The following is a 23581-nucleotide window of genomic DNA, read 5'->3' as shown; positions in this document are numbered from 1 at the left end:
TCAGGCGGAGTGTTCATTGTGCGATGCCCGGCATGGCCGGGACATCGAAGGGCATGTTCTTAGCTGGCAGCCAGTGCGCGCTTGGCGGCTTCCACCACGCGCTCGGCACTCGGCATGTACTTCATTTCCAGGCGGAACAGCGGGATGTGGGTGTCGTAGCCGCTGACGCGTTCGACCGGCGCGAGCAGGTCGTACATGCATTCCTCGGCTAGGCGTGCGGCGATTTCGGCGCCGAAACCCGCGGTTTTCGGGGCTTCGTGCACGATCACGCAGCGGCCGGTCTTCTGCACCGATTCGGCGATCGTGTCGAAGTCCAGCGGGGTCAGCGTGGCCACGTCGATGACTTCGGCGCTGATGCCTTCCTCAGCCAGCGCATCGGCGGCTTCCAGCGCTTCCTTCACCTGTGCGCCCCACGAGACGAGGGTGACGTCGGTGCCGTCGCGCAGCACGAAGCACACGTCCAACGGCAAGGCTTCGCCGTCATCGGGCACTTCTTCCTTGTACTGGCGGTAGATGCGCTTGGGCTCGAAGAACATCACCGGATCCGGATCGCGGATCGCGGCGAGCAGCAGGCCATAGGCACGCGCCGGCGACGACGGCATCACCACGCGCAGGCCCGGGATATTGGTGAACAGGTGCTCGTTCGCTTCCGAATGATGCTCCGGCGCGCGAATGCCGCCGCCCCACGGTGCGCGCCACACGGCCGGCACGGTGATGCGGCCGCGCGTGCGGTTGCGCATGCGCGCGGCGTGACAGGCGATCTGCTCCATCATCGGGTAGATGAAGCCTTCGAACTGCGCTTCGGCGACTGGCTTCATGCCCTGGGCAGCGAGGCCCACGGTGACGCCGGCAATGGTGGTTTCGTCCAGCGGCGTGTCGAGCACGCGCAGTTCGCCGAACTTTTCCTGCAGGCCCTGGGTGGCGCGGAACACGCCACCGTTCACGCCCACGTCTTCGCCCAGCACCATGACGCTCTCGTCGTGGGCCATTTCATAGGCGAGTGCCTGGGTGACGGCTTCGATAAGGGTGATCTGTGCCATGACTTAATGGGCCTTCTTGTCGAGCTGGATGGCGAGATCGCGCTGCTTGGCGAGATCGGCGGGGACTTCGGCGAAGGTGTAGTCGAACATCGCCGTGACCGGCTGGGTCTTGGTCTCGAGGTACGCGTTCACCTCGTTGTCCATCCAGTCGTCGCATTCCGCCTTCCAGGCTTCTTCCTTGGCGTCGTCCCACACGCCCTTGGCTACCAGCCAGTTGCGCAGGCGCTTCATCGGCTCCTTCGCCCAGGCGTCCTTCACTTCCTGCTCGCCACGGTAACGGCGCGCATCGTCGGCGGTGGTGTGATCGGACAGGCGATAGGTCACCGCCTCGATCACCGAACCACCCTGGCCGTTGCGTGCACGGTCCAGCGCGTCTTCCATCGCCTTGCGCACGGCGATGATGTCGTTGCCGTCGACTTGGATGGAGAACAGGCCGGCCGCGATACCCTTCTGCGCCAGCGTCGGTGCGCCGGACTGGATCTTGCGCGGCACCGAAATGGCCCACTGGTTGTTCACGATCACCGCCACCATCGGCAGGTTCTGCGCGCCGGTGATATTGATGGCGCCGTAGAAGTCACCCTTGGACGAACCACCGTCACCGATGGTGCACACGGCCACGCGCTTCTCGTTGCGGATCTTGAACGCCAGCGCGGAACCGGCGGCATGCAGGCACTGCGTGGCGATCGGCACCGACCAGGCAAAGTCGTGGCGGGCCGGTTCTTTCTGGTAGTCGTTGCCGCGCTCGTCGCCGCCCCAGTACATGTAGACCTCGCGCGGCTGCACGCCGCGATACAGCTGCGCGCCGTATTCGCGGTAGCTGGGGGCCAGCACGTCTTCGGGCTTCATGGCGCTGCCGATGCCCACATGCGCTGCTTCGTGACCCAGGCAGCTGGCATAGGTGCCCAGCTTGCCGGTGCGCTGCAGGGCGACCGACTTGGCGTCGAACACGCGGGTCGACAGCATCAGCTTGTACAGCTCGACCATGTGGTCGAGATCCTTGGCGAATTCAGGCAGATCGTCACGGACCTGCTTGCCTTCAGCATCGAGATACTGGAGGTATTCGATTTCAAACTTGGCGGCGATAGACACGACTCGCTCCCGGAGTGAGTAATGAGAAAGTGGGGTGCCGGGCGTCGGCGGCCCATCCAGTGGGGCCAGCAGCGGACGTAAAGCCCTGAGCAAGACGGAAATGATTACAGGGGGGCATGTTGCGCTGCAAGGCACGGTGCAGCATGCGGGGTGGTACGGGGTGGGCCCAAACACCGGTTACCATGACGCTTTTCCGTTACAGGGAAGGCCATGACCGAGAATCAGCGCGACCTCGAGGCCGGTATCGAACTCGACCTGAATGGTCGACTGACCTATGGCGGCTACCTGCGGCTGGACACCCTGCTGTCGGCCCAGCAACCGCTGAGCCAGCCGGCGCACCACGACGAAATGCTGTTCATCGTGCAGCACCAGGTGGCCGAGCTGTGGATGAAATTGATCATTCACGAGCTGAAGGCCGCCGTGGCGCACCTGCGCCGCGATGAGATCGATCCATGCCTGAAGATCCTGGCGCGCGTGAAACAGGTGCAGCGCCAGCTGTTCGAGCAATGGGGTGTGCTGGAAACGCTTACCCCCGCCGAGTACCTGGAATTTCGCGGTGTGCTCGGGCCTTCCTCGGGTTTCCAGTCGCTGCAGTACCGGCAGATCGAATTCCTGCTCGGCAACAAGAACGCGCAGATGCTGCAGGTGTTTGCGTACGATCCTGCGGCGCAGGACACGCTGCGCGCCGTGCTGGAAGCGCCCAGCCTGTACGACGAATTCCTCGGCTATCTGGCGCGGCGCGGCCACGACGTGCCGGGCGAGCTGACGCAACGCGACTGGTCCCAGCCTTATCAGCGGCATGACGGCCTGTTGCCCGTGCTCAAGCGCATTTACGAAAACCGTGCAACGTTCTGGCCCGAATACCACATGTGCGAACAGCTGGTGGATGTGGAAGAGAGTTTCCAGCTTTGGCGTTTCCGCCATATGAAAACGGTGGAGCGGATCATCGGACACCGGCGCGGTACCGGTGGTTCCTCCGGCGTGTCCTTCCTGAAAAAGGCGCTGGACCTGGAGTTTTTCCCGGAGTTGCTGGACGTGCGCACCGAACTGGGCACCTGATCGTGCGTGTCATCTTCGACATTCATCATTCGATAACTACTGACGGCGCGTGCAGCGCCGTTTCGTTTGCAAAGGGGCATGCATGAGCAACACCACTGAGACCGCGCACGCGTCGGCGCCTGATTTTCCGCAGACGCTGGGGCATCCGCGTCCGCTATGGATGTTGTTCATGACGGAGTTCTGGGAACGCTTCGCGTTTTACAGCGTCAGCTGGGCCCTGGCCTTGTACATCGTGGCGCATTTTTATCACGGCGATGCGTCCGGCGAAGCGTGGGCCAGCAAAATTTACGGAGCTTATACGGCGCTGATCTACGCCTCGAGCATTTTTGGCGGCTACGTGGCGGACAAGATCATCGGCTACCAGCGCTCGATCCTGATCGGCGCGGCGGTCATGGCGCTGGGCCTGTTCGTCGTGATGCTGCCAAGCAAGGACCTGTTCCTGTTTGGCCTGGCGATGGTCGTGGTGGGCAACGGCCTGTTCAAACCGAATATTTCCTCGATGGTCGGGCAGCTCTATGGCCCGACGGACGAACGCCGCGACCGTGGTTTCACTCTGTTCTACATGGGCATCAACGGCGGCGCGTTGCTGGCGCCGCTGCTCACCGGCTGGCTGGCGAGCTATTTCTCCGACACGCCGATGCAGGAGAACTACCGGATCGTGTTCGGCGCGGCCGGCGTGGGCATGGTGCTGAGCCTGTTCTGGTTCTGGTTTGGTCGCCGCGGGCTGCACGGGGTGGGTCGTCCGGCGCCAGAAGCGGCCAGCCGCATGCGTGTCCTATGGGTGCTGCTGGGCATCGTGGTGGCGGTGCCGCTGGTTTATCTGCTGCTGGCCTTTGTCGGCGCCAATGGCCTGCAGTGGCTGCTGGGCCTGCTGTTCATTGGCGTGGCGGCGATGTTGATCGTGGAGGCGATGCGCCACGACCGCGTGCAGCTGCATCGCGTGTACGCGATGCTGATCATCTTTGCGTTCAACATCCTGTTCTGGATGTTCTATTTCCAGCTCGGCACCTCGTTCAACTTCCTCGCGGCCAACATGGTCGATCGCGAAATGTTCGGCGGCTGGGTGTTCCCGGTGGGCTGGTTCCAGTCGGTGAGCCCATTAGCCATCATCGTGCTGGCACCGCTGGTGACCCAGGTGTGGTCGTTCCTGGCGCGACGCCACAAGGAGCCGTCGATTCCGCGCAAGTTCGGCCTCGGCTTGTTGTTCAACGGCCTGGGCTTCACCGCGCTGATGTATGCGCTCACCTATTCGGTCAACAGCAAGGGATTGATCCCGTTCTGGCCGCTGACGGCCTGCTATGTGCTGCAGACCATCGGTGAGCTGTGTCTGTCGCCGATCGGCCTGTCGATGGTGACCAAGCTGGCGCCGCCGCGCCTGGTGGGTCTGGCCATGGGCGGCTGGTTCCTGTCGCTGGCGGTGGGTGGCAACTTGTCGGGCCTGTTGGCCGGGCGCATCAGTGGCGAAAGTGGCATGACGGCCGCGTCTGCGCTGGCGGGTTTCACCTTCAGCTTCTGGCTGCTGGCAGGCGCAGGCGTCTTCCTCTTGCTGATCTCGCCGCTGATCAATCGCCTGATGCACAGGGTGCGATGAAGCAGGAGTAAGGGGAGAGGAGTGAGAAGTGAGAGTAGAGCTTGGTCTGCGGCTTTCTCTCACTTCTCACTCCTCTCAACTCACTCCTCGCTTTTTGGTGCAGTGCATTTGACGGGCGTTACGTGTCCCGGTTAGAAGTCGTTGCGCAAGAAATTACGACGGATGACGGCAGCACATGAGTACGAACACAACCAGCGCCTCGACGGTGCCTGACTACCCGCAGACCCTCGGTCACCCACGCCCGCTGTGGATGCTGTTCATGACGGAGTTCTGGGAGCGCTTTGCGTTCTATGGCATCCGCTGGGCGCTCACGCTGTACATCGTGGCGGCGTTCTTCAACGGCGATGCTTCCGGCCAGGCCTTCGCCAGCCGCACCTACGGCGCCTATCTGGCGCTGGTGTATGCCACCGCCGTGTTCGGCGGCTACGTGGCGGACAAGATCATCGGCTACCAGCGCTCCATCCTGCTGGGCGCCAGCGTGATGGCGGTGGGTCTGTTCATGATCATGTTGCCCAATGAGCAGATCTTCCTGGTGGGTCTGGCCACGATCATCGTCGGCAATGGCCTGTTCAAGCCGAACATTTCCTCGATGGTGGGGCAGCTCTACGCGCAGGGCGATTCGCGCCGCGACCGCGGTTTCACGCTGTTCTACATGGGCATCAACGGGGGTGCGCTGATCGCGCCGCTGCTCACCGGCTGGCTGGCCAGCCACTTCACCGAGACCCCGATGCAGCAGAACTACAAGCTGGTGTTCGGTGCCTCCGGCGTGGGCATGCTGATCAGCCTGCTGTGGTTCTGGATCGGTCGCCGCCAATTGAAGGGCGTGGGCCGTCCCGCACCCGACCAGGCCAACCGCATGCGCGTGGTCTACGTGTCGCTGGGCATGCTGGTGGCGATCCCGGTGTTCTACCTGCTGATGGCCAAGGCCGGCGCCGTGGTGCTGCAGTGGCTGCTTACTGCGCTGTTCGTCGGCGTGGGCGTGATGCTGGTGATCGAGGCGGTGCGCAATGGTCACGTGCAGGTGCAGCGCGTGATCGCCATGCTGATCATCTTTGCCTTCAACGTGCTGTTCTGGATGTTCTTCGAGCAGGCCGGCAGCTCGTTCAATTTCCTTGCGCAGAACATCGTGGATCGCCAGATGTTCGGCGGCTGGGAGTTCCCGGTGGGCTGGTTCCAGTCGGTCAATCCGGTGGCCATCGTGGTGCTGGCGCCGATCGTGTCGGTGGCCTGGGGCTTTCTGGACAAGCGGCGCATCGAGCCCTCGATTCCGCGCAAATTCGGCCTGGGTCTGCTCGGCAATGCGCTGGGCTTCGTGGTGCTGATGTATGCGCTGGATGAGCTGGTCAGCAGCGACGGCATGATTCCGTTCTGGCCGCTGGCGCTTTGCTATGTGCTGCAGACGGCGGGCGAGCTATGCCTGTCGCCAATCGGCTTGTCGATGACCACGAAACTCGCCCCAACGCGGCTGGTGGGCTTGGCGATGGGTGGCTGGTTCCTTTCCACCGCGATCGGCAACAACTTGTCCGGCTTGTTCGCCGGCCATATCAGCGGCGAGAGCGGCATGACCGTGGCCTCGGCGCTCAGCGGCTTCACCTTCAGCTTCTATCTGCTGGCGGGTGCCGGCGTGCTGCTGTTCGTGATCGCGCCGTTGATCAATCGGTTGATGCACGGGGTGAAGTAGGGGCGAAGGAGCAGCGTGCGCCCTTTCACTCGCCCCTGAGCGGTCACTTCGGCTCGATCGCCTGCAGCTTGTCCAGGATGCGCACCAGCCAGCTGCGCTCCTCGTCGTCCAGCTTGGACAGCAGGTTGCGCTCATGTTCGCGGGCCATCGGCGCTACGACTTCGTGAATGGCCCAGCCGGCCTCGCTCAGGCCCAGCACGGAGCGGCGCTTGTCGCCGTCGTGGATGGCGCGGGTGACCCAGCCGGTTTCCACCAGCTTGGACAGGGCGCGGCTCACGGCCACCTTGTCCATCAGGGTGCGCTCGGCCACCTCCCGCGCGGACAGGCCGTCGAAACGTGCCAGCACCGCCATCACGCGCCACTCCGTCATGCTCAGGTCGAAGCGGCGCTGATAGTCGTCGGCAATGGCCTGGCTGACCGCGTTGGACAGGATGGAGAGCCGGTAGGGCAGGAAATGTTCCAGCTCCAGCGGTGCGTGGTCGGGGTGATGTTCGTCGGGCACTGCTGCGGCGCTCCTTGCAAATGGTTTCATATGTAACTATAACGTAGGGCTTATGAGAATGGTCGCACGCTTGGACGTAGGCCATTGAGCAGCCATCCACCCGGAGAGCCCCATGAGCGCGCAGCCCAATCTTGGCATGCAGGTCACCACCTTCGAAAACCCCATGGGTATCGATGGGTTTGAATTCGTCGAATTCGCCGCGCCAGCCGGTCGCGGCCACGAGCTGCACACCTTGTTCAAGAAGATGGGTTTCAGCGCCGTGCTCAAGCACAAGTCGCGCCCGATCACGGTCTACCGCCAGGGCGGCGTGAACCTGCTGGTCAACGAAGACCCCGAATCCTACGCCGCCGAATTCGCCCAGGCCCATGGTCCATGCGCGGCCGGTTTCGCCATCCGCTTCCAGAAGCCGTCCAAGGACGTGCTCGGCGTGGTGCTCGGCAACGGCGGCGAAGCGGTCAACCAGAAGGCCGAAGCCACCAAGGCCGTGAACGCGCCCGCCGTGAAGGGCATCGGCGATTGCATGCTGTATCTGATCGACCGTTACGGCGACAAGGGCAGCATCTACGACGGCGACTACGAGCCGATCGCCGGCGCCGAGCAGCACCCGAAGGGTTTTGGCCTCACCTTCATCGATCACCTGACGCACAACCTCTACTTCGGCAACATGCAGAAGTGGTCCGATTACTACGAGCGCCTGTTCAACTTCCGCGAGATCCGCTACTTCGACATCAAGGGCGCCAAGACGGGTCTCGTGTCCAAGGCCATGACCGCGCCGGACGGCATCGTGCGCATTCCGCTCAACGAGTCGAGCGATCCGAAGTCGCAGATCAACGAATACCTCGACGCGTACCACGGCGAGGGCATCCAGCACATCGCCCTGTTCACCGACAATATCTACGAGACGGTGGAAGCGATGCGCGCGACGGGCGTGGAATTCCTCGACACGCCGGATACGTATTTCGACGTGATCGACATGCGCATCCCCAACCACGGCGAGGACGTGCCGCGCCTGGCCAAGAACAAGATCCTGATCGATGCCGACGTGGAGACCAAGCAGCGCAAGCTGCTGCAGATCTTCACGCAGAACAACATCGGCCCGATCTTCTTTGAGATCATCCAGCGCAAGGGCAACGAGGGCTTTGGCGAAGGCAACTTCCAGGCGCTGTTCGAGTCGATCGAACGCGACCAGATGAAGCGCGGCTTCCTGTAAGACTTGGCCACAAGGCCGCCCATGGAGGGCGGCCTTGGTGCCGCCGGTTCAGCGCCAGGAGCCGCCGCCGTGCAGCATGGTGAGGAACACGGCGCCGTAAAAGAACATCGCAAGCACCCACAGGATGATGCCGACCAGAATCAGCACGCCCTGGATCACGAAGTAAGTACGCAGCTTGGCAAGTGCTTCTTTCAGGGCGACGGCATCGCCGCTGAGCTGGGCACGCTCGATCGCCCCGGCCGACTGCATCACCAGCACGCCGATCCAGATCGGCAGCCAGGCGATGATGATGCCGACCAGGGTTATGGCGGTGAGGGCGCCCTGGATGATGAAGACGATGCCGACGAACTTCATCCATCCCTTGCCTGAAGCAAGCGGTTGGCTGAGGTCCTGGATCGAGGGATTCCCGGTAGCTTGGCCCAGCGAGGAGTACGAGTCGGACATGCGGTTTCCTTGAGTGTCATTGCAGTGAATGAACGTCGCCTCTTCCCTTGCGCGAGGCGGTGCCAACAGTCGTAAGCCAAGAGTAATAGGATCGCGTGGGTCGCGTTGTGACCTCTCGCCTCGGCAGATTGCGGAGCTTTCATGTCAGCCAGCCACCAGCAGTACCAAACAGGGTTCGCCAACGAATTCGCCACCGAGGCCTTGCCCGGCGCGCTGCCCGACGGGCAGAACTCGCCGCAGAGCGCGCCCCATGGCCTGTACGCGGAACAGCTTTCCGGCACGGCCTTCACGGCCCCGCGCCACAGCAATCGCCGCAGCTGGTTGTATCGCATCCGCCCCGCGGCCATGCACCATCCGTTCGAGGCGATGCCCGACGGCCGCTTTCACAACCGCTTCAACGAGGTGCCGGCTAACCCCAACCAGTTGCGCTGGAGCCCGTTCCCGCTGCCGACCAAGCCCACCGATTTCCTCGATGGCCTGTTCACCGTTGCGGGCAACGGCGGTGCGGCGGACCAGACCGGCGTGGGTATCCACGTCTATGCCGCCAATCGGTCGATGCAGGGCCGCTACTTCTACAACGCCGACGGCGAGCTGCTGATCGTGCCGCAACAAGGGCGCCTGAAACTGGCGACCGAGATGGGCGTCATCGAGCTTGAACCGCTGGAAATCGCCGTGATTCCGCGCGGCGTGCGTTTTCGCGTGGAGCTGCTGGACGACAGCGCGCGCGGTTACATCGCCGAAAACTTCGGCGCGATGCTGCGTCTGCCCGATCTGGGCCCGATCGGCAGCAACGGCCTGGCCAACCCGCGCGATTTCCTCACGCCGGTGGCGGCGTTTGAAGATGTCGAAGGCAAGTTCGAACTCGTCGCCAAGTTCCAGGGCAAGCTGTGGAGCGCGGCGATCGATCATTCGCCACTGGACGTCGTGGCCTGGCACGGCAATTACGCGCCGTACAAATACGACCTGCGCCGCTTCAACACCATCGGCTCGATCAGCTTCGATCATCCCGACCCGAGCATCTTCCTGGTGCTGCATTCGGCCAGCGACAGCGAAGGCGTGAGCAACATGGACTTCGTGATTTTTCCGCCGCGCTGGCTGGTGGCGCAGCACACCTTCCGTCCGCCCTGGTTCCATCGCAATATCGCTAGCGAGTTCATGGGCTTGATCACCGGCGAGTACGACGCCAAGGCCGAAGGCTTTTCGCCGGGCGGCGCCTCGCTGCACAATTCCATGAGCGGTCACGGTCCCGATGCGGCCACGTATGAGAAGGCGTCGACGCGCGATCTGTCGCAGGCCGATGTCATCACGGGCACCATGGCCTTCATGTTCGAGACGCGCCGCGTGATTCATCCGACCAGGCAAGCGCTGGAATCGCCGGAGCTGCAGGGCAATTACTACGAATGCTGGCAGGGCATCCAAAAGCATTTCGGCGGAGCTTGAAGCGATGACGTTGCGCCGGTTCTGCCTGTTGTGGCTATGCGTGATGCTGGCGTCGTGCCAGTCGCACGACGAGGCACCGGCGCAGGCTCCCGCGTCGACCGCGACGGCACCCGGTGATCGCGACGCGCTGAGTCAGGCCCGTTGGCAGGGCTTTGGCGACATGCGTTTTGGCATGGACGAGCCGTCGTTCCGCAAAGCCTGGGGCGGCGAGTTGAAGGGCGGGGCGCAAGTGGGCTCCGATTGCGCCATGTACGCTCCGGTGTGGGCGAAGCCGCCATTCGAACTCACCTTCATGCTCGAGCACGGTCGTTTCGTTCGCTATGACGTGCGTGGCGACAAAGAAACGGCGCCGGGCGGTGGCAAGGTCGGCATGGCCAAGGCGGACGTGATGGCGCTCTATGCGGGCAAGGTCAAGCAAGGGGCGAACAATTACGATCCGGACGCCAGCGTGTTTCGTGTGGATGGTGAGAGCGGTGCCGTGCTGATCTTCGACATCGGCGCCGACGGCAAGGTAAAGGCGTGGCGCGTGGGCGTGCCGCCACAAATCGATTACGTGGAAGGGTGCAGCTGAGAGCTGCCCGTTGGAGCGATAGCATGAAATTGGGTTCATTGAAGGAAGGCGGTCGGGACGGCACGCTGATCGTCGTCAATCGCGCGCTGACCCAGGCGGTCAAGGCCACCGGCATCGCGCCGACGCTGCAGGCTGCGCTGGATGACTGGTCGAGTGCCGCGCCGCGCCTGAACGCGCTGTACGAAGAATTGAATGGAGGCACCGCAACTGGTGCCTTCGTGCTCGACATGCAGGCGCTTGCCTCGCCGCTGCCGCGCGCCTACGAATTCGTCGACGGCAGTGCCTATCTGCCGCATGTCGAGCGCGTGCGGCGCGCACGTGGCGCCGAGGTGCCGGAGTCGTTCTACACCGATCCGCTGATGTATCAGGCCACCAGTGCCGGCTTCCTGGGTCCGCGTGATCCGGTGGTCGTGCCGAGCGAGGACTACGGCATCGATCTGGAAGCCGAGGTGGTGGTGGTCACGGACGATGTGCCGATGGCGCTGACGCCTGCGCAGGCCGCGGCGCATATCCAGTTGGTGGGTCTGGTCAACGATGTCTCGCTGCGCGGCCTGATTCCCGGCGAGCTCGCCAAGGGTTTCGGTTTTCTGCAATCCAAGCCGCGCTCCGCGCTGTCGCCGGTGTTGGTGACGCCGGACGAACTGGGCGACGCCTGGCAGGACGAAAAACTGCATCTGCCGATGCGCACCTGGCTCAACGGCAAGTGGTTCGGCGAGGCCGAGTGCGGCGTCGACATGCAGTTCAATTTCGCCCAGCTGGTGGCGCACGCGGCCAAGACGCGTCCGCTCACGGCAGGCACCATCGTCGGCTCCGGTACCATCGCCAACGAAGACACCGGCAAGGGCGCCTCGTGCCTGGCCGAGCAGCGCACGGTGGAGACCCTGCGTGACGGCAAGCCGAGCACGCCATTCCTGAGCTTTGGCGACACGCTGCGCATCGATGTGACCGATGCCTCGGGCGCGTCGATCTTCGGCTCGATCGAACAGGCCATCGCGCCGCTCTAGCGCTGAGTCCACCGGCCCGCCGTCGCCTTGCGCGGCGGCGGGCGGCAAAGTGACGCGCCACGATGATGCCCATCAGGCGCTGGTCGGGACCCGGCGACGATACTGTCGCCCATGCGTCAACCTACCATCGCGCCCGAGTTCGATCCCCGGCTCATTGCCCGCTACGACGTGGCCGGCCCGCGCTACACCAGCTATCCCACGGCACCGCAGTTCCATGACGGCTTCGGCGAATCCGCATTGCGTCGAGCCGTGCACGATTCCAACGAACGCGCTGGCCCCCTGTCGATCTATGTGCACGTGCCGTTCTGCTTCAGTCCGTGCTTCTACTGCGGCTGCAATCGCGTGATCACCCGCGATGCGCGCAAGGCGACGCAGTATCTGGACTATCTGGAAAAGGAGCTCGCACTGCTTGGTCCGTTGTTTGAACGCGGGCGGGAAGTGCGACAACTTCACCTCGGTGGAGGCACGCCGAGCTTTCTCGATATCGCCCAGATGCAACGCCTGTTCGAGATGCTCGAGCGACACTTCGATATGCAGCAGTCGTGCTCACGCGAGTGGGGCATCGAGATCGATCCGCGTGACGTCGATGCGACTTATATCCGCGAGCTCGGCCGACTAGGCTTCAATCGCATCTCGGTGGGCATCCAGGATTTCGACGCCGCCGTGCAGAAGGCAGTCAATCGCGTGCAGAGCGTGGCGCAGACGGCCGAAGTATTGAGTGCGGCGCGCGATTGGGGATTCACCTCGGCGAGCGTCGACCTCATCTACGGGCTCCCGCGCCAGACGCTCGATGGTTTTGATCGAACGCTGGACGAGGTGATCGCGCTGTCGCCGGATCGCGTGGCGATCTACGGCTATGCGCACCTCCCGCATTTGTTCAAGGCCCAACAGCGGATCAACGATGGCGACCTGCCCGACGCAGCCACTCGCCTGGCGCTGCTGGGGCTGGCCTGGGAAAAGCTGGGTGCGGCGGGCTACGTGTATATCGGCATGGACCACTTTGCGCGCACGGACGACGAACTCGCGCGCGCCCAGCGTGAAGGAACCCTGCAACGAAACTTCCAGGGTTATTCCACGCATGGCGATTGCGACATCGTGGGATTGGGTGTCAGCGCCATCGGCCGCATCGCCGACACCTACAGCCAGAACGCCCGCGATCTGCTCAGTTACTACGCGGCGTTGGAGGCGGGCCAGCTGCCGGTGAAGAAGGGCATCGAGCTGAGCCGCGACGATATGGTGCGTCGCCAGTTGATCGGTGAACTGATGTGTCACGGCACACTGGACATGCGGGAGTTCGGCGAACGTCACGGCCTGCACTTCGAGGCTCACTTCGCCCAGGACCTGGATCGCTTGCAGCCCCTGATCGATGACGGCCTGGTGGCGCGGCATGGCGACGACATCCAGGTGACGCCGCGCGGCAGGCCGCTGCTGCGGAATATTGCGATGTGCTTTGACGCCTATCTGGGCAAGAGTGCCGCTAGGCCACGCTACTCGCGCACGATCTGAACCCGTCGGCCCGGGCGGCCTATCGTCCTGACGGCCGTCGGCATGTTCTACTTGTGGACCCCATCCAACGAGGTGTCCCATGTCCAACGTCACGCTCAAAGGCAATCCGGTCCAGGTCGACGGTCATTTCCCGTCCAAGGGTGAAGCGGCACCGGCCTTCTCGCTGGTCGGCAAGGACCTTGCCGACGTCACGCTCGCCAGCTTCGACGGCAAGCGCAAAGTGTTGAACATCTTTCCGAGTGTCGACACGCCGACCTGCGCCATGTCTGTGCGTCACTTCAACCAGGACGCCAGCCAGCTAAACAATGCGGTCGTTCTGTGCATCTCCGCCGACCTGCCGTTTGCGCAGGCGCGCTTCTGCGGCGCGGAAGGCCTCAGCAACGTGGTGACGCTGTCGACGCTGCGCGGTCACGACTTCCTCAAGAATTATGGCGTGTCGATTGCGTCCGGCCCGCTGTCGGGTCTGGCGGCGCGTGCCGTGGTGGTGCTCGACGAGCACAACAAGGTCGTGCATAGCGAACTGGTGGGCGAGATCGCGCACGAGCCCAACTATGACGCCGCGCTCGCCGCGCTGGGCTGAGTCGCTTCGCCCCACATCCATGGGCGCGGTGCGATGGCGTGTTGCGCGCCAGGGCGAGAAAAACAAAAGCCGGGCAATGCCCGGCTTTTGCATTCACAGCGATGCGCTTGGCTTACTTGGCAGCCATCATCGCCACCGTCATGTCGAGCATGCGGTTGGAGAAGCCCCACTCGTTGTCGTACCACGACAGCACCTTGACCAGCGTGCCTTCCATGACGCGCGTCTGCGTGGCGTCATAGGTGGACGAAGCCGGGTTGTGGTTGAAGTCGATCGACACCAGCGGCTTGGTGTTGACGGCCAGGATGCCCTTCAGCGGGCCATTGGCGGCTTCGTTGATCACCTGGTCGATCTCTTCCTTGGTGGTCGGACGCGCCGCGTCAAACACCAGGTCGACCACCGACACGTTGATGGTCGGCACGCGGATGGCGAAACCGTCGAGCTTGCCGTTGAGCTCCGGCAGCACCAGGCCTACCGCGGCGGCGGCGCCGGTCTTGGCGGGGATCTGCGAGTGCGTGGCCGAACGGGCGCGGCGCAGGTCCGAGTGATAGACGTCCGTCAGCACCTGGTCGTTGGTGTAGGCGTGGATGGTCGTCATCAGGCCGCGCTGGATGCCGATCTTCTCGTGCAGCACCTTGGCCAGCGGAGCGAGGCAGTTGGTGGTGCACGAAGCGTTGGAGATCACTTCCAGCTTGGAGGTGAGCTTGTCGTCGTTGACGCCGATGACGAAGGTGCCGTCCACGTCCTTGTCGCCCGGGGCGGAGATGATCACCTTCTTGGCGCCGGCGGCGAGATGCGCGCTGGCCTTGGCCTTGGAGGTGAACAGGCCGGTGCATTCCAGCACCACGTCGACGCCCAGGGCGCCCCACGGCAGCTTGGACGGGTCACGCTCGGCGCAGACCTTGATGCGGTCGCCGTTGACGATCAGATCGCCGCCGTCCACCGTCGCGGTGCCCGGGAACTTGCCGTGGGCGGTGTCGTACTGGGTCAGGTGCGCATTGGTCTCGGCGTCGCCGAGGTCATTGATTGCAACGATCTGGATCTCGTTGGTGCGACCCGCTTCGTACAGCGCGCGCAGGATGTTGCGGCCAATGCGACCGTAACCATTGATGGCGACCTTGATTGCCATGGGACAGCGTCCTCCGATGGGATGGCGAAAGTAGCGGCTGTGGGACCGCCGTAAAACCGTCATTTTAGCCTGAACCGGCCGGGCGGTCCCATCCGGGCCGCGGTTTCCCCCGGAAGGGGCTGTTCAGGGGAGCCCAGAAGCGCTTGAATCGGCTACTTTCGGGCAGCGGCCCGAGCAGGAGAGTGGTATGAGCGAGGCAGAACAGAGCTTTGGGATCACCCTGGAGCAGGTGTCGGACTATGAATTCCGCGTCCGTTTCGACGGCACGGCGATTCCCGACCTCATCACCGACGAAACCTCGCCGCTGGGTGGCGATGCGGGGCCCAACCCCACGCACCTGATTGCCACCGCCGTGGCCAACTGCCTGGCGGCCAGCCTGTTGTTCGCGCTGCGCAAGTACAAGAACTCACCCGGCAAGATCGGCGCCAAGGCCAAGCTCACCATGACCCGCAACGAGCACGGCCGGCTGCGCGTCACCCACATCGGCGTGGACCTGCAGCTGGCCGACAAGGCGGAAGTGCTCGCGCATCTCGATCGCGCGCTGGCGCAGTTCGAGGATTTCTGCATCGCCACGCAGAGCGTGCGCCAGGGCATCAAGGTGGATGTGAGCGTGCACGACGGGGAAGGGAAGCTGCTCCCGCTGCCGGAGACCGTCTGACCGAGGTTGGCGCGGAGCTGTCACGAGGCTGTGGCAGACTTCGCTTTTCCCCTGACAAGATCCACTGCACCATGCCATTCCTGCGCCGAACTGCCGCTGCCGCTTTCATCTGCCTCGCCCTGACGCCCGCTGTCCATGCCTGGGGCCAGCTAGGCCATAGCGTGGTGGCCGATCTGGCCCAGCGTCACCTGAGCCCGGCGGCGGAAGCGGCAGTGGAGCGCCTGCTGGCGCCCGAGCACACCAAGGCGCTGGCCGACATCGCCAGCTGGCCGGATGAAATCCGCAACGACCCGACCAAGGACGCGTTGTGGAAGCAGACGCGCGCACTGCACTACGTCGACTTCACCGCCGGCGACTGCAATTACACGCCGCCGCGCGACTGCAAGGATGGACAGTGCGTGGTCGAGGGCATCGACCATTACGTGAAGATCCTTGGCGACAAGAGCCAGTCGGATGCAACGCGACTGGAGGCGCTGAAGTTCGTGGTGCACTTCATCGGCGACGAGCATCAGCCGCTGCACGGTGGTTCGCGCGACGACAAGGGCGGCAACGCCTACCAGGTGCAGTTCCAGGACAAGGGCACCAACCTGCATAGCGTGTGGGACTCGGGCCTGCTCAAGACCCGCGGCCTGGACTACAAGGCCTACGCTGACAAGCTGGAGGCCGAAGGCACCGTCACCCTGCCCAAGCCGATCGCGCCGTTCGACAACGCGTACGCGCAGTGGGCCGAAGAGTCGTGCACAATCTCGCGCGACATCTATCCCGATGGCCACAAGATCGATCAGGCCTATGTGGAGAAGGAGCTGCCGATCGCCGAGCTGCGCCTGCGCGAAGCGGGCCGTCGCCTTGCCGAGGTGCTCAACCTGACGCTTGCCAAGGGCTGAGTGGGCGAACGTTACGGCGCGGCACTCGTTGTCGCGCCGTTGCTGCCCGGACCGATGTTGCGGTCGAGAAAGTCCAGCAGTTTGTTGTACATCGCCAGGCGATGTTCCTGCAGGAAGAAGCCATGCCCCTCCTGCGCCTCGGTCAGCGATTCGTAGTGCTTTCCCTGCTTGTCCAATGCCGAGGTGAAGACGTTGAAGTTGGCGTACGGGGCGCGCGCATCGAGACCGCCATGGATCAGTAAAAGATTGGCCTTGATGCGGTCTACGCCGGCCAAGGGCGAGCGGCGCAACAGCTCGGCGCGATCGTCTCCGAGCACGATCTTCAGGTAGTCGACGCCCGCGTCGGAGCGCTTGGTGTCGCTCTTGTCCAGCTGGATGCGCAGGTCGTAGATACCGGCATAGCCAATGGCGCATCGATACAGGTCGGGCTCGCGTACCGCACCCTCTAGAGCGGCATAGCCACCATAGCTGGTGCCATAGATGCAGATGCGCTGGGCATCGGCATGGCCTTCATGGATGGCCCAGCGGGTGGCGTCGGTCAGGTCGTCTTGCATCGAGGCTCCCCACTGGCGATAGCCGAGCGCCTCAAAATGCGAGCCGAAACCGCCTGAGCCGCGGTAGTTCACTTGCAGCACGGCATAACCACGTGATGCCAATAGCTGCGTCTCCTCATCGAAGTCCCAGCGATCGGCGACACCATGCGGGCCGCCATGTGGAACCACGACCAAGGGGAAGGGGCCGCGGCCCGATGGCTCGGTGAGAAAGCCGTGCAAGGTCACGCCGTCGCGCGCCGCCAGTTCGACTGGCGTCATCGCGTGCATCTGCTTGGGCGAAAGCCAGCGACGTTCGCTGAAGAGGTAGCGGGCCTGCTGCTTGTCCAGATCGAACAAGTAGTAATCGCCTGGATCGCGATCGCCGCTGACTTTGACGATGGCAAGCCCGCCATCGTCGGTAAACGAGGTGAGCTCGACCAACTGACCAGGGAAACTCTTGCCCACCGCTACGCTGATTTGTGCTTCATGACTGGCGGGGTCGAGGTAGTGCATGCCGCGCGCGCCATCATTGGTGACGATGCCATAGACGTCCTTGCCGTCCGCCGTGGCGAGGCCGGCGCCGGGATCGCCAAAGACGCCGCGGTAGACCGGGCTACGCTGGCCGGTCTGCAGATCGAGCAGCTCGACCGAACTGGGGCCTTCCTCATGCGACACCAGCACGTAGAGCCGGTGGTCATCGCGCTGAAAACTGAGCGGCACGATCGAGACCCCGGTCTTGCCCGAGTCGTTGAATAAGCTCCAGTCCTTGCCGGCCTCGCGCAGCCACAACTTGGGCCGATGATAAGTACCGCCGAGTGCGGCGCGCGGCTCACCCTGGTGATCCACGATGATGTCCGTATCCGGCGCCGGGCCGCCGATCACGCGCTTGCTGTCGCCGCTGACTGTATCCAGGCGCTCGATCGAGGGCACGCTGCCGGCCGGGTCATCGGTAAACGGTTGGGTCTGCACTAGCAGGTAGCGGCCATCCTGCAGCGGGGTTGTATCGATCAACCTCGCATAGGCCTCGCGACGCTGGCCGCCATGCAGCATGTGATTGCTGTCGGCATACGTACCGCCGCGCGCGCCGAACAGGTAAACACCGTGGCTGCCATCGGCATCGAAGGCGATCAGCTCGCCGGTGTATCCGGGCTTTTCCAGGCTGCTGGTGCGCACGGCCAGCGCCATGACCAGGCGGTGGTCGTTGACCCAACGGTAGCGCCGGATCATGGTGCGGCTGCCGGAGCGGATGGTCGCCACCGGTTTGCTGGTGGCCGTATCGATGACGGCCAGCATGTTTTCGTACGGGGTGTCCGGTCGCGGCACCAGCGCCGCGATGTGCTTGCCGTCGGGTGCGAGTTGCACCTCGCTGAACTCGGCGGGGCGGATGAAATCGCTCACCGACGGCGGGGTGTTGGCGGCGCCCTCAGTGGACGACGCCGAGACGGGCGCCACGCAGGCAGCAACCATGGCGGCCAACAAGGCCGTGCGGATGAAACGTGGCATGAGCGTTCCCCTTAAGTCCCTTTCGCGGATCCCTCCATCCGCCCGGCGATGCTAGCGCATGGCCGATGGGCTGTCGCAAGTCCATGCGACGTGCAGGGGTGTCATCCGTGGCTGATCATTTTTCTAGCATGTTTGGTGCGGCGCAAAATGAAATGGCGCCGCCTAGGAGGGCGCCGCAAAGGCGGCTGCTGCCCGATGCCTCTGCGGCCATTGAAGATCGGCAGAGTGGAATTGAAGACGGCTCGCCATGACACCAGTGTTTGGACGTCTCTGCGTCCATCGAGCAGACCAGTTATTTGTCTTGACCCCATTCTCACTGTCAATGCGCAATACCAGTGCAGGCCTGTGGTACGCATGCCACAAGCAGTCCACTTGGGCAAAGGAAAACAGGACAAAAAAGCCTGCGCCAACCCTCTGGAAGATCCGCGTGATTTTGCTAGTCTCGATGTATGACTACTGAAAATCCGCTGCGCCGCACAAAAATTGTTGCCACCCTCGGTCCTGCTACCGATGCGCCTGGCATGCTCGAAAAAATCATCGCCGAAGGCGTGGATGTGGTTCGCCTGAACCTCTCCCATGGCCAGCCGGACGATCACCGCGCCCGCGCGGTGGCCGTGCGTGATGCGGCGACCAAGCTGGGTCGCGAGGTAGGCGTGCTCGCCGACCTGCAAGGTCCGAAGATTCGCGTCGAGCGTTTCGCCAACGGCCCGATCGAACTCAAAGTGGGCGACAGTTTCGTGCTCGATTGCAGCCCGGGCGCGCCGCTGGGCGATACCACGCGCGTCGGCGTCAGCTATTACGACCTGCCCAAGGACGTCTCCGCCGGCGACGTGCTGCTGCTCGACGACGGTCTCGTCGCGCTCACCGTCGAGGCGGTGGTCGGCCAGGAAATCCGCTGCCGTGTGCTGATCGGCGGCAAGTTGTCCGATCGCAAGGGCCTCAATCGCCAGGGCGGTGGCCTGTCCGTGACCGCACTGTCGGAGAAGGACAAGTCAGACATCAAGCTCGCCGCCGAAATCGGCTGCGACTTCCTCGCCGTGTCCTTCGTGCGCTCCGCCGACGACATGCACGAGGCACGTCGCCTGCTCGAAGAAGCCGGTGGCAAGGCCTCGCTGGTGGCCAAGATCGAACGCGCCGACGCCATTCCGGTGCTCGGCGAAATCATCGACGCCTCCGATGTGGTGATGGTGGCGCGTGGCGACCTGGGTGTGGAAATCGGCGATGCCGAGCTGCCGGGCCTGCAGAAGAAGATCATCCGCGAGTCGGTGCAGCGCAATCGCGCTGTGATCACCGCCACGCAGATGCTGCAGTCGATGGTGCGCTCGCCCATCCCGACCCGCGCCGAAGTGATGGACGTGGCCAACGCCGTCATCGACGGTACCGATGCGGTGATGTTGTCGGAAGAATCCGCCGCCGGCGCGCATCCGGACAAGGCCGTGGCCGCGCTGCGCCGCATCTGCCTGGGCGCCGAACGCCAGTTCGAGCCGAAGGAAGATCCCGCCACGCAGGGTCATCTGCTCGATCGTACCGACCAGGCCATTGCGCTCGCAGCGATGGTGCTGGCCAGCCAGCTCGGCGTACGCGCCATCGTCGCGTTGACCGAGTCGGGCGCCACGGCGCAGTGGCTCTCGCGTTATCGCAGCGCGGTGCCGATCTATGCGCTGTCGCCGTTCGACGATGCGCGCCGCCGCATGTCCATCTTCCGCGACGTCACCGCGGTGAAGTTCACGCATATCTCGCAGACGCCGGCCGGTTCGGCGCGCGACGCGGTGCGCCAGCTGTTCCTCGCCGGCAAGCTCGTCGAGGGCGATCGCGTGGTGCTGACCCATGGCGATCACATCGGCCAGGGCGGCGGCACCAACACCCTCAAGCTGCTCTCGGTGGGCGCTGAAGGCGTGGTGGAGTGCCTGCGCGACCTCTAAGCGATCGTTGAGATACCTCGTCCGCCGACCGGGTGTGGGCCCGGTCGGCGGACGATGGCTCTCCGTCAACCTGATACTGTCTAGGCAGGATTTCGTCAGGCAATCCATCAGGGGGATGCATGAAAACGACGTTGTACAGCGTGCTTTGCATGGCCATCAGGCTAGGCGCCGTGCTCATGGCGGTAGGTCTGATCGAGCAATGGCCACGGCTATTCGTCATTCGCGCCGATGGACAAGTGGCGATCGATGCCCTGGTGTTGGATGGATTGGGTCTCGTGCTCGCCTTTGTCCTGTGGATCAAGCCCGGGCTACTGGCCTGGTGGGCGGCAGGTAGCGCCCACCGTGATGTGTTCGAAAGCGATATCAGCGCGACACAATTGCAGTACATCGCGTTTTCGGTGGCGGGCATCTACAAGCTCATCACCGGGCTTGCGGGCATGCTGGCGCATGGCCTGAATCTGCTGGCCTATAACCACATGATGGAAGGTGGCGTGCCGGTATCTGTGCCCCCTTACGAAAAGACCATGTTTGTGGAGTACGTGGTGGCCACGGTGGCGGGTCTCGCGCTGACGCTTGGCGCACGTGGCTTGACGGCGTATCTGCAGCAATTGCGAACGGCTGGGCAGCCGGTGGCCATTGCAGTCGACGAGGCTCGTGAAGGCTAAACTAGCCGCGTGCCGCACGCCGCGGTTTGGGAGACGATCATGCAAATGAAGCTTTTAACGATCTGTTCGGCCGCCGCCATGGCTTTTGCCGGCATGGTTTCTCCGGCCATCGCGCAATCCCAGGCCCGCATGGTCGGCCCTGAGCACATCCAGGCGTACTGGCTGATGCTCAACACCAAGGTCGACGCGGACATCCCCAACAGCGGCCGCAACATGGACAAGCCCGGCTGCGTCGCCGTGAGCTTCATGATCGGCACCGACGGCGTTCCGCAGAACGTCACCGTGCGCAAGGTGGTTCCGCAGAGCGATCTGGACGCCGTGGCCAAGAGCGTGGTGACCAATCTTCGCTATGGTCCGTCGCTGAAGAACAGCACGCATGAGCCGGTGACCACCTATTACATCGTGCCGTTCAACCTGCCCGCCGATGCCGCGCAGAAGCAGGCCATCATCGACGCCTGCAAGCTGCCCAACTTCGACCAGGCCTGAGGGCCGCGCCGGCCCAGCGCTGGCGCCGTTCAGGGCCAATCCGGCCCTCGGCGGCCTTATGACCTATAATCGCGGCCTTTCACGACCTTGCCGCCCCCGGGCGGCATCACCTTGTGCGGCCCACACCGCCTAAGTATCCGGAGTTGTCATGAGCATCGAAGATCTCGAAAGCGTTGCCCTCGCAATGGTTGCGCCCGGCAAGGGCATCATCGCCATCGATGAGTCGACCAACACCATCAAGAAGCGTTTCGAGGCCGTCGGCATCGACAACACCGAAGAGAACCGTCGCGCCTACCGCGAGCTGCTGCTCACGGCGCCGAACCTCAGCGAGCACATCTCCGGCGCGATCCTGTACGACGAAACCATCCGCCAGTCGACCAAGGACGGCGTGCCGTTCACCCAGGTGATGAAGAAGAACGGCATCATCCCGGGCATCAAGGTCGACAAGGGCCCGGTGCCGCTGGCCGGCTTCCCGGGCGACGTGATCACCGAAGGCCTCGATGGCCTGCGTGAGCGTCTCGCCGAGTACGTCAAGCTGGGTGCGCAGTTCGCCAAGTGGCGCGCCGTGATCAACATCAGCGAAGACAACCCGTCCTCCACCGCGATCGAAGCGAACTGCCACGCGCTGGCCCGTTATGCCGCGCTGTGCCAGGAAGCCGGCCTGGTGCCGATGGTCGAGCCGGAAGTGATCATGGACGGCGACCACAGCATCGAAGTCAGCTACGAAGTGCACGAAGCCGTGCTGCGCAGCCTGTTCAACGCGCTGTACGAGCAGAACGTGATGCTGGAAGGCACCATCCTGAAAGTCAGCATGGTCATTCCGGGCAAGGATTCGGACGAGCAGGCCGAAGTGGAAGAAGTCGCCGAAGCCACCGTGCGCGTGCTCAAGACCACTGTGCCGGCCACGCTGCCGGGCATCGTGTTCCTCTCGGGCGGCCAGACCGACGAGCAGTCCACCGCTCACCTCAATGCGATGAACCGCATGGGCCCGCACCCGTGGCCGCTGAGCTTCTCCTACGGCCGCGCCATGCAGCAGGCCGCGCTGAAGCTGTGGTCCAAGGACATGAAGGCGAACTTCGCCGACGCGCAGAAGACGGTCCTGGCTCGCGCCAAGGACAACGGCCTGGCCGCGCTGGGTCAGTGGAACGCCAAGTAAGCGACCGCTTCTCATCGCTGCAAAAGAAAACGGGCGCCTCGCGGCGCCCGTTTTTGTTTCGCACTATCTGAAAGATCAGAAGCGGTATTCCGCGCTGACGCTGTACAGGTTGGTCGGCAGGTGGATGTTCTTGTCGCTCTGGCTGCCGTCGTAGTAATCCCAGTTCAGGCCGACGCTGATGTTCTTGTTGATGTTGTAGCCCGCACCCAGGCCGGCGTAGTAACGGGTGCTGTTGAAGTTGACCATCTCGGGGTTGGTCTTGTCGTTGGTCAGGCCCGAGCCCTTGGCGAAGAAGGCGCCGCCACGGACTTCGCCGTACCAGTTCGGGCTGAAGCTGTAACGCAGGTTCAGGCCGGCGGTCGCGCCCTGCAGCTTGGACTTGCCGTTGTCGCCGTTGTAGTTGGCGTAATTCTGGGTGTACTGGCCACGCGCGTCAGCGCGGCCCAGGTAGACGTAACCCACTTCCGCACCCAGGGAGGTATCCGGGTTGAGGGCGAAGCGGTAACCACCCTTCACGCCACCGGCGAAATTGCCGTTGTCGTAAGGACCCTTCTGCGTCTGGGCGTAGCCGGCGTTGGCGCCGACGTACCAGCCCTGTTGGGCGTTGCCTTGAGCGGCGTCCTGGGCGAAAGCCGCCGGGACGACCGCGAGACCGGCCGTAGCCAGGGCGAGAGCAAGAATGGTGTTCTTCATGGGGGACTCCTCATCATCTTATTGGGCCAGTCCGCGGCGCCGGGGGTTCGGTGGAGCGCGGCTGGGTACCTTGTGGACCCGGTACTTTTACTTAGATGGTGAGTGGGTCGATTAGTTTCAATACTGGTTAGTTCATTATTAAGGCGGAGTTAATTTTCTTAACATTTGGGCAAGAGGGCGTGGGGATGCTCTGATCTATTCCACATGGACGGCATGACTTCAGAGCATCCCTGGTGGC

At 63.5% G+C, this 23581-nt stretch carries 22 protein-coding genes; 15 read left to right on the top strand and 7 right to left on the bottom strand.

Translation table 11 applies throughout. The features are described 5' to 3' along the window. Positions 1–59: 59 nt before the first annotated feature. Together AC1DKY_RS15840 and pdhA are read right to left on the bottom strand one after the other, a co-directional pair. A complete protein-coding gene (locus tag AC1DKY_RS15840; protein ID WP_441604702.1) occupies positions 60–1040 on the bottom strand; it encodes an alpha-ketoacid dehydrogenase subunit beta in 981 nt (326 codons plus the stop codon). A 3-nt stretch (positions 1041–1043) separates the two neighbouring features. Next, positions 1044–2129: a pyruvate dehydrogenase (acetyl-transferring) E1 component subunit alpha gene (gene pdhA / locus AC1DKY_RS15835; protein ID WP_204636063.1), complete on the bottom strand. Its 1086-nt coding sequence runs from the start codon at positions 2127–2129 to the stop codon at positions 1044–1046. 210 nt (positions 2130–2339) lie between these two features. Here pdhA and AC1DKY_RS15830 point away from each other — a divergent pair, with 210 nt between their 5' ends. From AC1DKY_RS15830 to AC1DKY_RS15820, 3 genes are all read left to right on the top strand, one after another. Then, positions 2340–3188 carry a tryptophan 2,3-dioxygenase gene (locus AC1DKY_RS15830; RefSeq protein ID WP_441604701.1) on the top strand — a complete coding sequence of 283 codons (849 nt, stop codon included), beginning with the start codon at positions 2340–2342 and terminating at the stop codon, positions 3186–3188. A gap of 82 nt (positions 3189–3270) precedes the next feature. Continuing rightward, positions 3271–4779: a peptide MFS transporter gene (locus AC1DKY_RS15825; protein WP_441604700.1), complete on the top strand. Its 1509-nt coding sequence runs from the start codon at positions 3271–3273 to the stop codon at positions 4777–4779. Between the two features lie 175 nt (positions 4780–4954). Further along, on the top strand, positions 4955–6460 hold the full coding sequence (locus AC1DKY_RS15820) for a peptide MFS transporter (RefSeq protein ID WP_441604699.1): 1506 nt from the start codon (positions 4955–4957) through the stop codon (positions 6458–6460). 43 nt (positions 6461–6503) lie between these two features. On the opposite strand, the gene AC1DKY_RS15815 is transcribed toward AC1DKY_RS15820, so the two are convergent. After that, positions 6504–6992, bottom strand: a complete 489-nt coding sequence (locus AC1DKY_RS15815) for a MarR family winged helix-turn-helix transcriptional regulator (RefSeq protein WP_046972790.1) — start codon at positions 6990–6992, stop codon at positions 6504–6506. A gap of 82 nt (positions 6993–7074) precedes the next feature. On the opposite strand from AC1DKY_RS15815, the gene hppD reads away from it, so the two are divergent. After that, positions 7075–8172 (top strand): 4-hydroxyphenylpyruvate dioxygenase, encoded by a 1098-nt coding sequence (hppD, locus tag AC1DKY_RS15810; RefSeq protein ID WP_441604698.1) that lies wholly within the window; start codon positions 7075–7077, stop codon positions 8170–8172. Positions 8173–8220: 48 nt separating this feature from the next. On the opposite strand, the gene AC1DKY_RS15805 is transcribed toward hppD, so the two are convergent. After that, entirely contained in the window at positions 8221–8616 is a 396-nt protein-coding gene (locus AC1DKY_RS15805; RefSeq protein WP_441604697.1) for a DUF5362 domain-containing protein, read from the bottom strand. 141 nt (positions 8617–8757) lie between these two features. On the opposite strand from AC1DKY_RS15805, the gene hmgA reads away from it, so the two are divergent. The 5 genes from hmgA to tpx all read left to right on the top strand — a co-directional run bounded on the left by hmgA (position 8758) and on the right by tpx (position 13717). Further along, positions 8758–10056: a homogentisate 1,2-dioxygenase gene (gene hmgA / locus AC1DKY_RS15800; RefSeq protein ID WP_441604696.1), complete on the top strand. Its 1299-nt coding sequence runs from the start codon at positions 8758–8760 to the stop codon at positions 10054–10056. A gap of 4 nt (positions 10057–10060) precedes the next feature. Further along, positions 10061–10627 carry a lectin gene (locus AC1DKY_RS15795; RefSeq protein ID WP_441604695.1) on the top strand — a complete coding sequence of 189 codons (567 nt, stop codon included), beginning with the start codon at positions 10061–10063 and terminating at the stop codon, positions 10625–10627. Positions 10628–10650: 23 nt separating this feature from the next. Next, positions 10651–11631 carry a fumarylacetoacetate hydrolase family protein gene (locus AC1DKY_RS15790; RefSeq protein WP_441604694.1) on the top strand — a complete coding sequence of 327 codons (981 nt, stop codon included), beginning with the start codon at positions 10651–10653 and terminating at the stop codon, positions 11629–11631. A gap of 111 nt (positions 11632–11742) precedes the next feature. Then, positions 11743–13137: an oxygen-independent coproporphyrinogen III oxidase gene (gene hemN / locus AC1DKY_RS15785; RefSeq protein ID WP_441604693.1), complete on the top strand. Its 1395-nt coding sequence runs from the start codon at positions 11743–11745 to the stop codon at positions 13135–13137. A gap of 79 nt (positions 13138–13216) precedes the next feature. Beyond that, positions 13217–13717 (top strand): thiol peroxidase, encoded by a 501-nt coding sequence (tpx, locus tag AC1DKY_RS15780; protein WP_441604692.1) that lies wholly within the window; start codon positions 13217–13219, stop codon positions 13715–13717. A gap of 112 nt (positions 13718–13829) precedes the next feature. On the opposite strand, the gene gap is transcribed toward tpx, so the two are convergent. Beyond that, on the bottom strand, positions 13830–14843 hold the full coding sequence (gene gap, locus AC1DKY_RS15775; RefSeq protein ID WP_441604691.1) for a type I glyceraldehyde-3-phosphate dehydrogenase: 1014 nt from the start codon (positions 14841–14843) through the stop codon (positions 13830–13832). A gap of 187 nt (positions 14844–15030) precedes the next feature. On the opposite strand from gap, the gene AC1DKY_RS15770 reads away from it, so the two are divergent. Both AC1DKY_RS15770 and AC1DKY_RS15765 read left to right on the top strand, forming a co-directional pair. Continuing rightward, complete coding sequence (locus AC1DKY_RS15770; protein WP_441604690.1) at positions 15031–15501, top strand: OsmC family protein; 471 nt, start codon at positions 15031–15033, stop codon at positions 15499–15501. A gap of 71 nt (positions 15502–15572) precedes the next feature. Beyond that, positions 15573–16385, top strand: coding sequence for a S1/P1 nuclease (locus tag AC1DKY_RS15765; protein WP_441604689.1), 813 nt, complete (start codon positions 15573–15575; stop codon positions 16383–16385). 11 nt (positions 16386–16396) lie between these two features. Here the strand turns inward: AC1DKY_RS15765 and AC1DKY_RS15760 are convergent, their stop codons facing one another. Next, the gene (locus AC1DKY_RS15760; protein ID WP_441604688.1) at positions 16397–18421 is read right to left on the bottom strand and encodes an alpha/beta hydrolase family protein; all 2025 of its coding nucleotides are present in this window, start codon (positions 18419–18421) and stop codon (positions 16397–16399) included. 449 nt (positions 18422–18870) lie between these two features. Here AC1DKY_RS15760 and pyk point away from each other — a divergent pair, with 449 nt between their 5' ends. The 4 genes from pyk (at position 18871) to AC1DKY_RS15740 (ending at position 22650) form a co-directional block, all read left to right on the top strand. Continuing rightward, the gene (pyk, locus tag AC1DKY_RS15755; RefSeq protein WP_441604687.1) at positions 18871–20343 is read left to right on the top strand and encodes a pyruvate kinase; all 1473 of its coding nucleotides are present in this window, start codon (positions 18871–18873) and stop codon (positions 20341–20343) included. Between the two features lie 119 nt (positions 20344–20462). Beyond that, positions 20463–21008: a hypothetical protein gene (locus AC1DKY_RS15750; RefSeq protein WP_441604686.1), complete on the top strand. Its 546-nt coding sequence runs from the start codon at positions 20463–20465 to the stop codon at positions 21006–21008. Between the two features lie 45 nt (positions 21009–21053). Then, positions 21054–21494 (top strand): energy transducer TonB, encoded by a 441-nt coding sequence (locus AC1DKY_RS15745; RefSeq protein ID WP_441604685.1) that lies wholly within the window; start codon positions 21054–21056, stop codon positions 21492–21494. Positions 21495–21642: 148 nt separating this feature from the next. Then, complete coding sequence (locus tag AC1DKY_RS15740; RefSeq protein WP_441604684.1) at positions 21643–22650, top strand: class I fructose-bisphosphate aldolase; 1008 nt, start codon at positions 21643–21645, stop codon at positions 22648–22650. 75 nt (positions 22651–22725) lie between these two features. Here the strand turns inward: AC1DKY_RS15740 and AC1DKY_RS15735 are convergent, their stop codons facing one another. Further along, complete coding sequence (locus AC1DKY_RS15735) at positions 22726–23343, bottom strand: outer membrane beta-barrel protein (RefSeq protein WP_441604683.1); 618 nt, start codon at positions 23341–23343, stop codon at positions 22726–22728. Between the last annotated feature and the right edge of the window lie 238 nt (positions 23344–23581).

The organism is Dyella sp. 01N448 (genome assembly GCF_056399225.1).
Note: the sequence above shows the minus strand (reverse complement) of the source record. Positions and strands in the feature narration are given on the sequence as shown.

Bases quoted from the DNA above. Each gene is read 5' to 3' on its own strand.
- AC1DKY_RS15740 (WP_441604684.1), top strand. From the start codon at position 21,643: ATGAGCATCGAAGATCTCGAAAGCGTTGCCCTCGCAATGGTTGCGCCC.
- AC1DKY_RS15840 (WP_441604702.1), bottom strand. From the start codon at position 1,040: ATGGCACAGATCACCCTTATCGAAGCCGTCACCCAGGCACTCGCCTAT.
- tpx (WP_441604692.1), top strand. From the start codon at position 13,217: ATGTCCAACGTCACGCTCAAAGGCAATCCGGTCCAGGTCGACGGTCAT.
- hemN (WP_441604693.1), top strand. From the start codon at position 11,743: ATGCGTCAACCTACCATCGCGCCCGAGTTCGATCCCCGGCTCATTGCC.
- hmgA (WP_441604696.1), top strand. From the start codon at position 8,758: ATGTCAGCCAGCCACCAGCAGTACCAAACAGGGTTCGCCAACGAATTC.
- AC1DKY_RS15765 (WP_441604689.1), top strand. From the start codon at position 15,573: ATGCCATTCCTGCGCCGAACTGCCGCTGCCGCTTTCATCTGCCTCGCC.
- AC1DKY_RS15805 (WP_441604697.1), bottom strand. From the start codon at position 8,616: ATGTCCGACTCGTACTCCTCGCTGGGCCAAGCTACCGGGAATCCCTCG.
- AC1DKY_RS15750 (WP_441604686.1), top strand. From the start codon at position 20,463: ATGAAAACGACGTTGTACAGCGTGCTTTGCATGGCCATCAGGCTAGGC.
- AC1DKY_RS15830 (WP_441604701.1), top strand. From the start codon at position 2,340: ATGACCGAGAATCAGCGCGACCTCGAGGCCGGTATCGAACTCGACCTG.
- AC1DKY_RS15760 (WP_441604688.1), bottom strand. From the start codon at position 18,421: ATGCCACGTTTCATCCGCACGGCCTTGTTGGCCGCCATGGTTGCTGCC.
- pyk (WP_441604687.1), top strand. From the start codon at position 18,871: ATGACTACTGAAAATCCGCTGCGCCGCACAAAAATTGTTGCCACCCTC.
- AC1DKY_RS15790 (WP_441604694.1), top strand. From the start codon at position 10,651: ATGAAATTGGGTTCATTGAAGGAAGGCGGTCGGGACGGCACGCTGATC.
- AC1DKY_RS15745 (WP_441604685.1), top strand. From the start codon at position 21,054: ATGAAGCTTTTAACGATCTGTTCGGCCGCCGCCATGGCTTTTGCCGGC.
- AC1DKY_RS15820 (WP_441604699.1), top strand. From the start codon at position 4,955: ATGAGTACGAACACAACCAGCGCCTCGACGGTGCCTGACTACCCGCAG.
- AC1DKY_RS15795 (WP_441604695.1), top strand. From the start codon at position 10,061: ATGACGTTGCGCCGGTTCTGCCTGTTGTGGCTATGCGTGATGCTGGCG.
- AC1DKY_RS15825 (WP_441604700.1), top strand. From the start codon at position 3,271: ATGAGCAACACCACTGAGACCGCGCACGCGTCGGCGCCTGATTTTCCG.
- gap (WP_441604691.1), bottom strand. From the start codon at position 14,843: ATGGCAATCAAGGTCGCCATCAATGGTTACGGTCGCATTGGCCGCAAC.
- AC1DKY_RS15735 (WP_441604683.1), bottom strand. From the start codon at position 23,343: ATGAAGAACACCATTCTTGCTCTCGCCCTGGCTACGGCCGGTCTCGCG.
- AC1DKY_RS15815 (WP_046972790.1), bottom strand. From the start codon at position 6,992: ATGAAACCATTTGCAAGGAGCGCCGCAGCAGTGCCCGACGAACATCAC.
- hppD (WP_441604698.1), top strand. From the start codon at position 7,075: ATGAGCGCGCAGCCCAATCTTGGCATGCAGGTCACCACCTTCGAAAAC.
- AC1DKY_RS15770 (WP_441604690.1), top strand. From the start codon at position 15,031: ATGAGCGAGGCAGAACAGAGCTTTGGGATCACCCTGGAGCAGGTGTCG.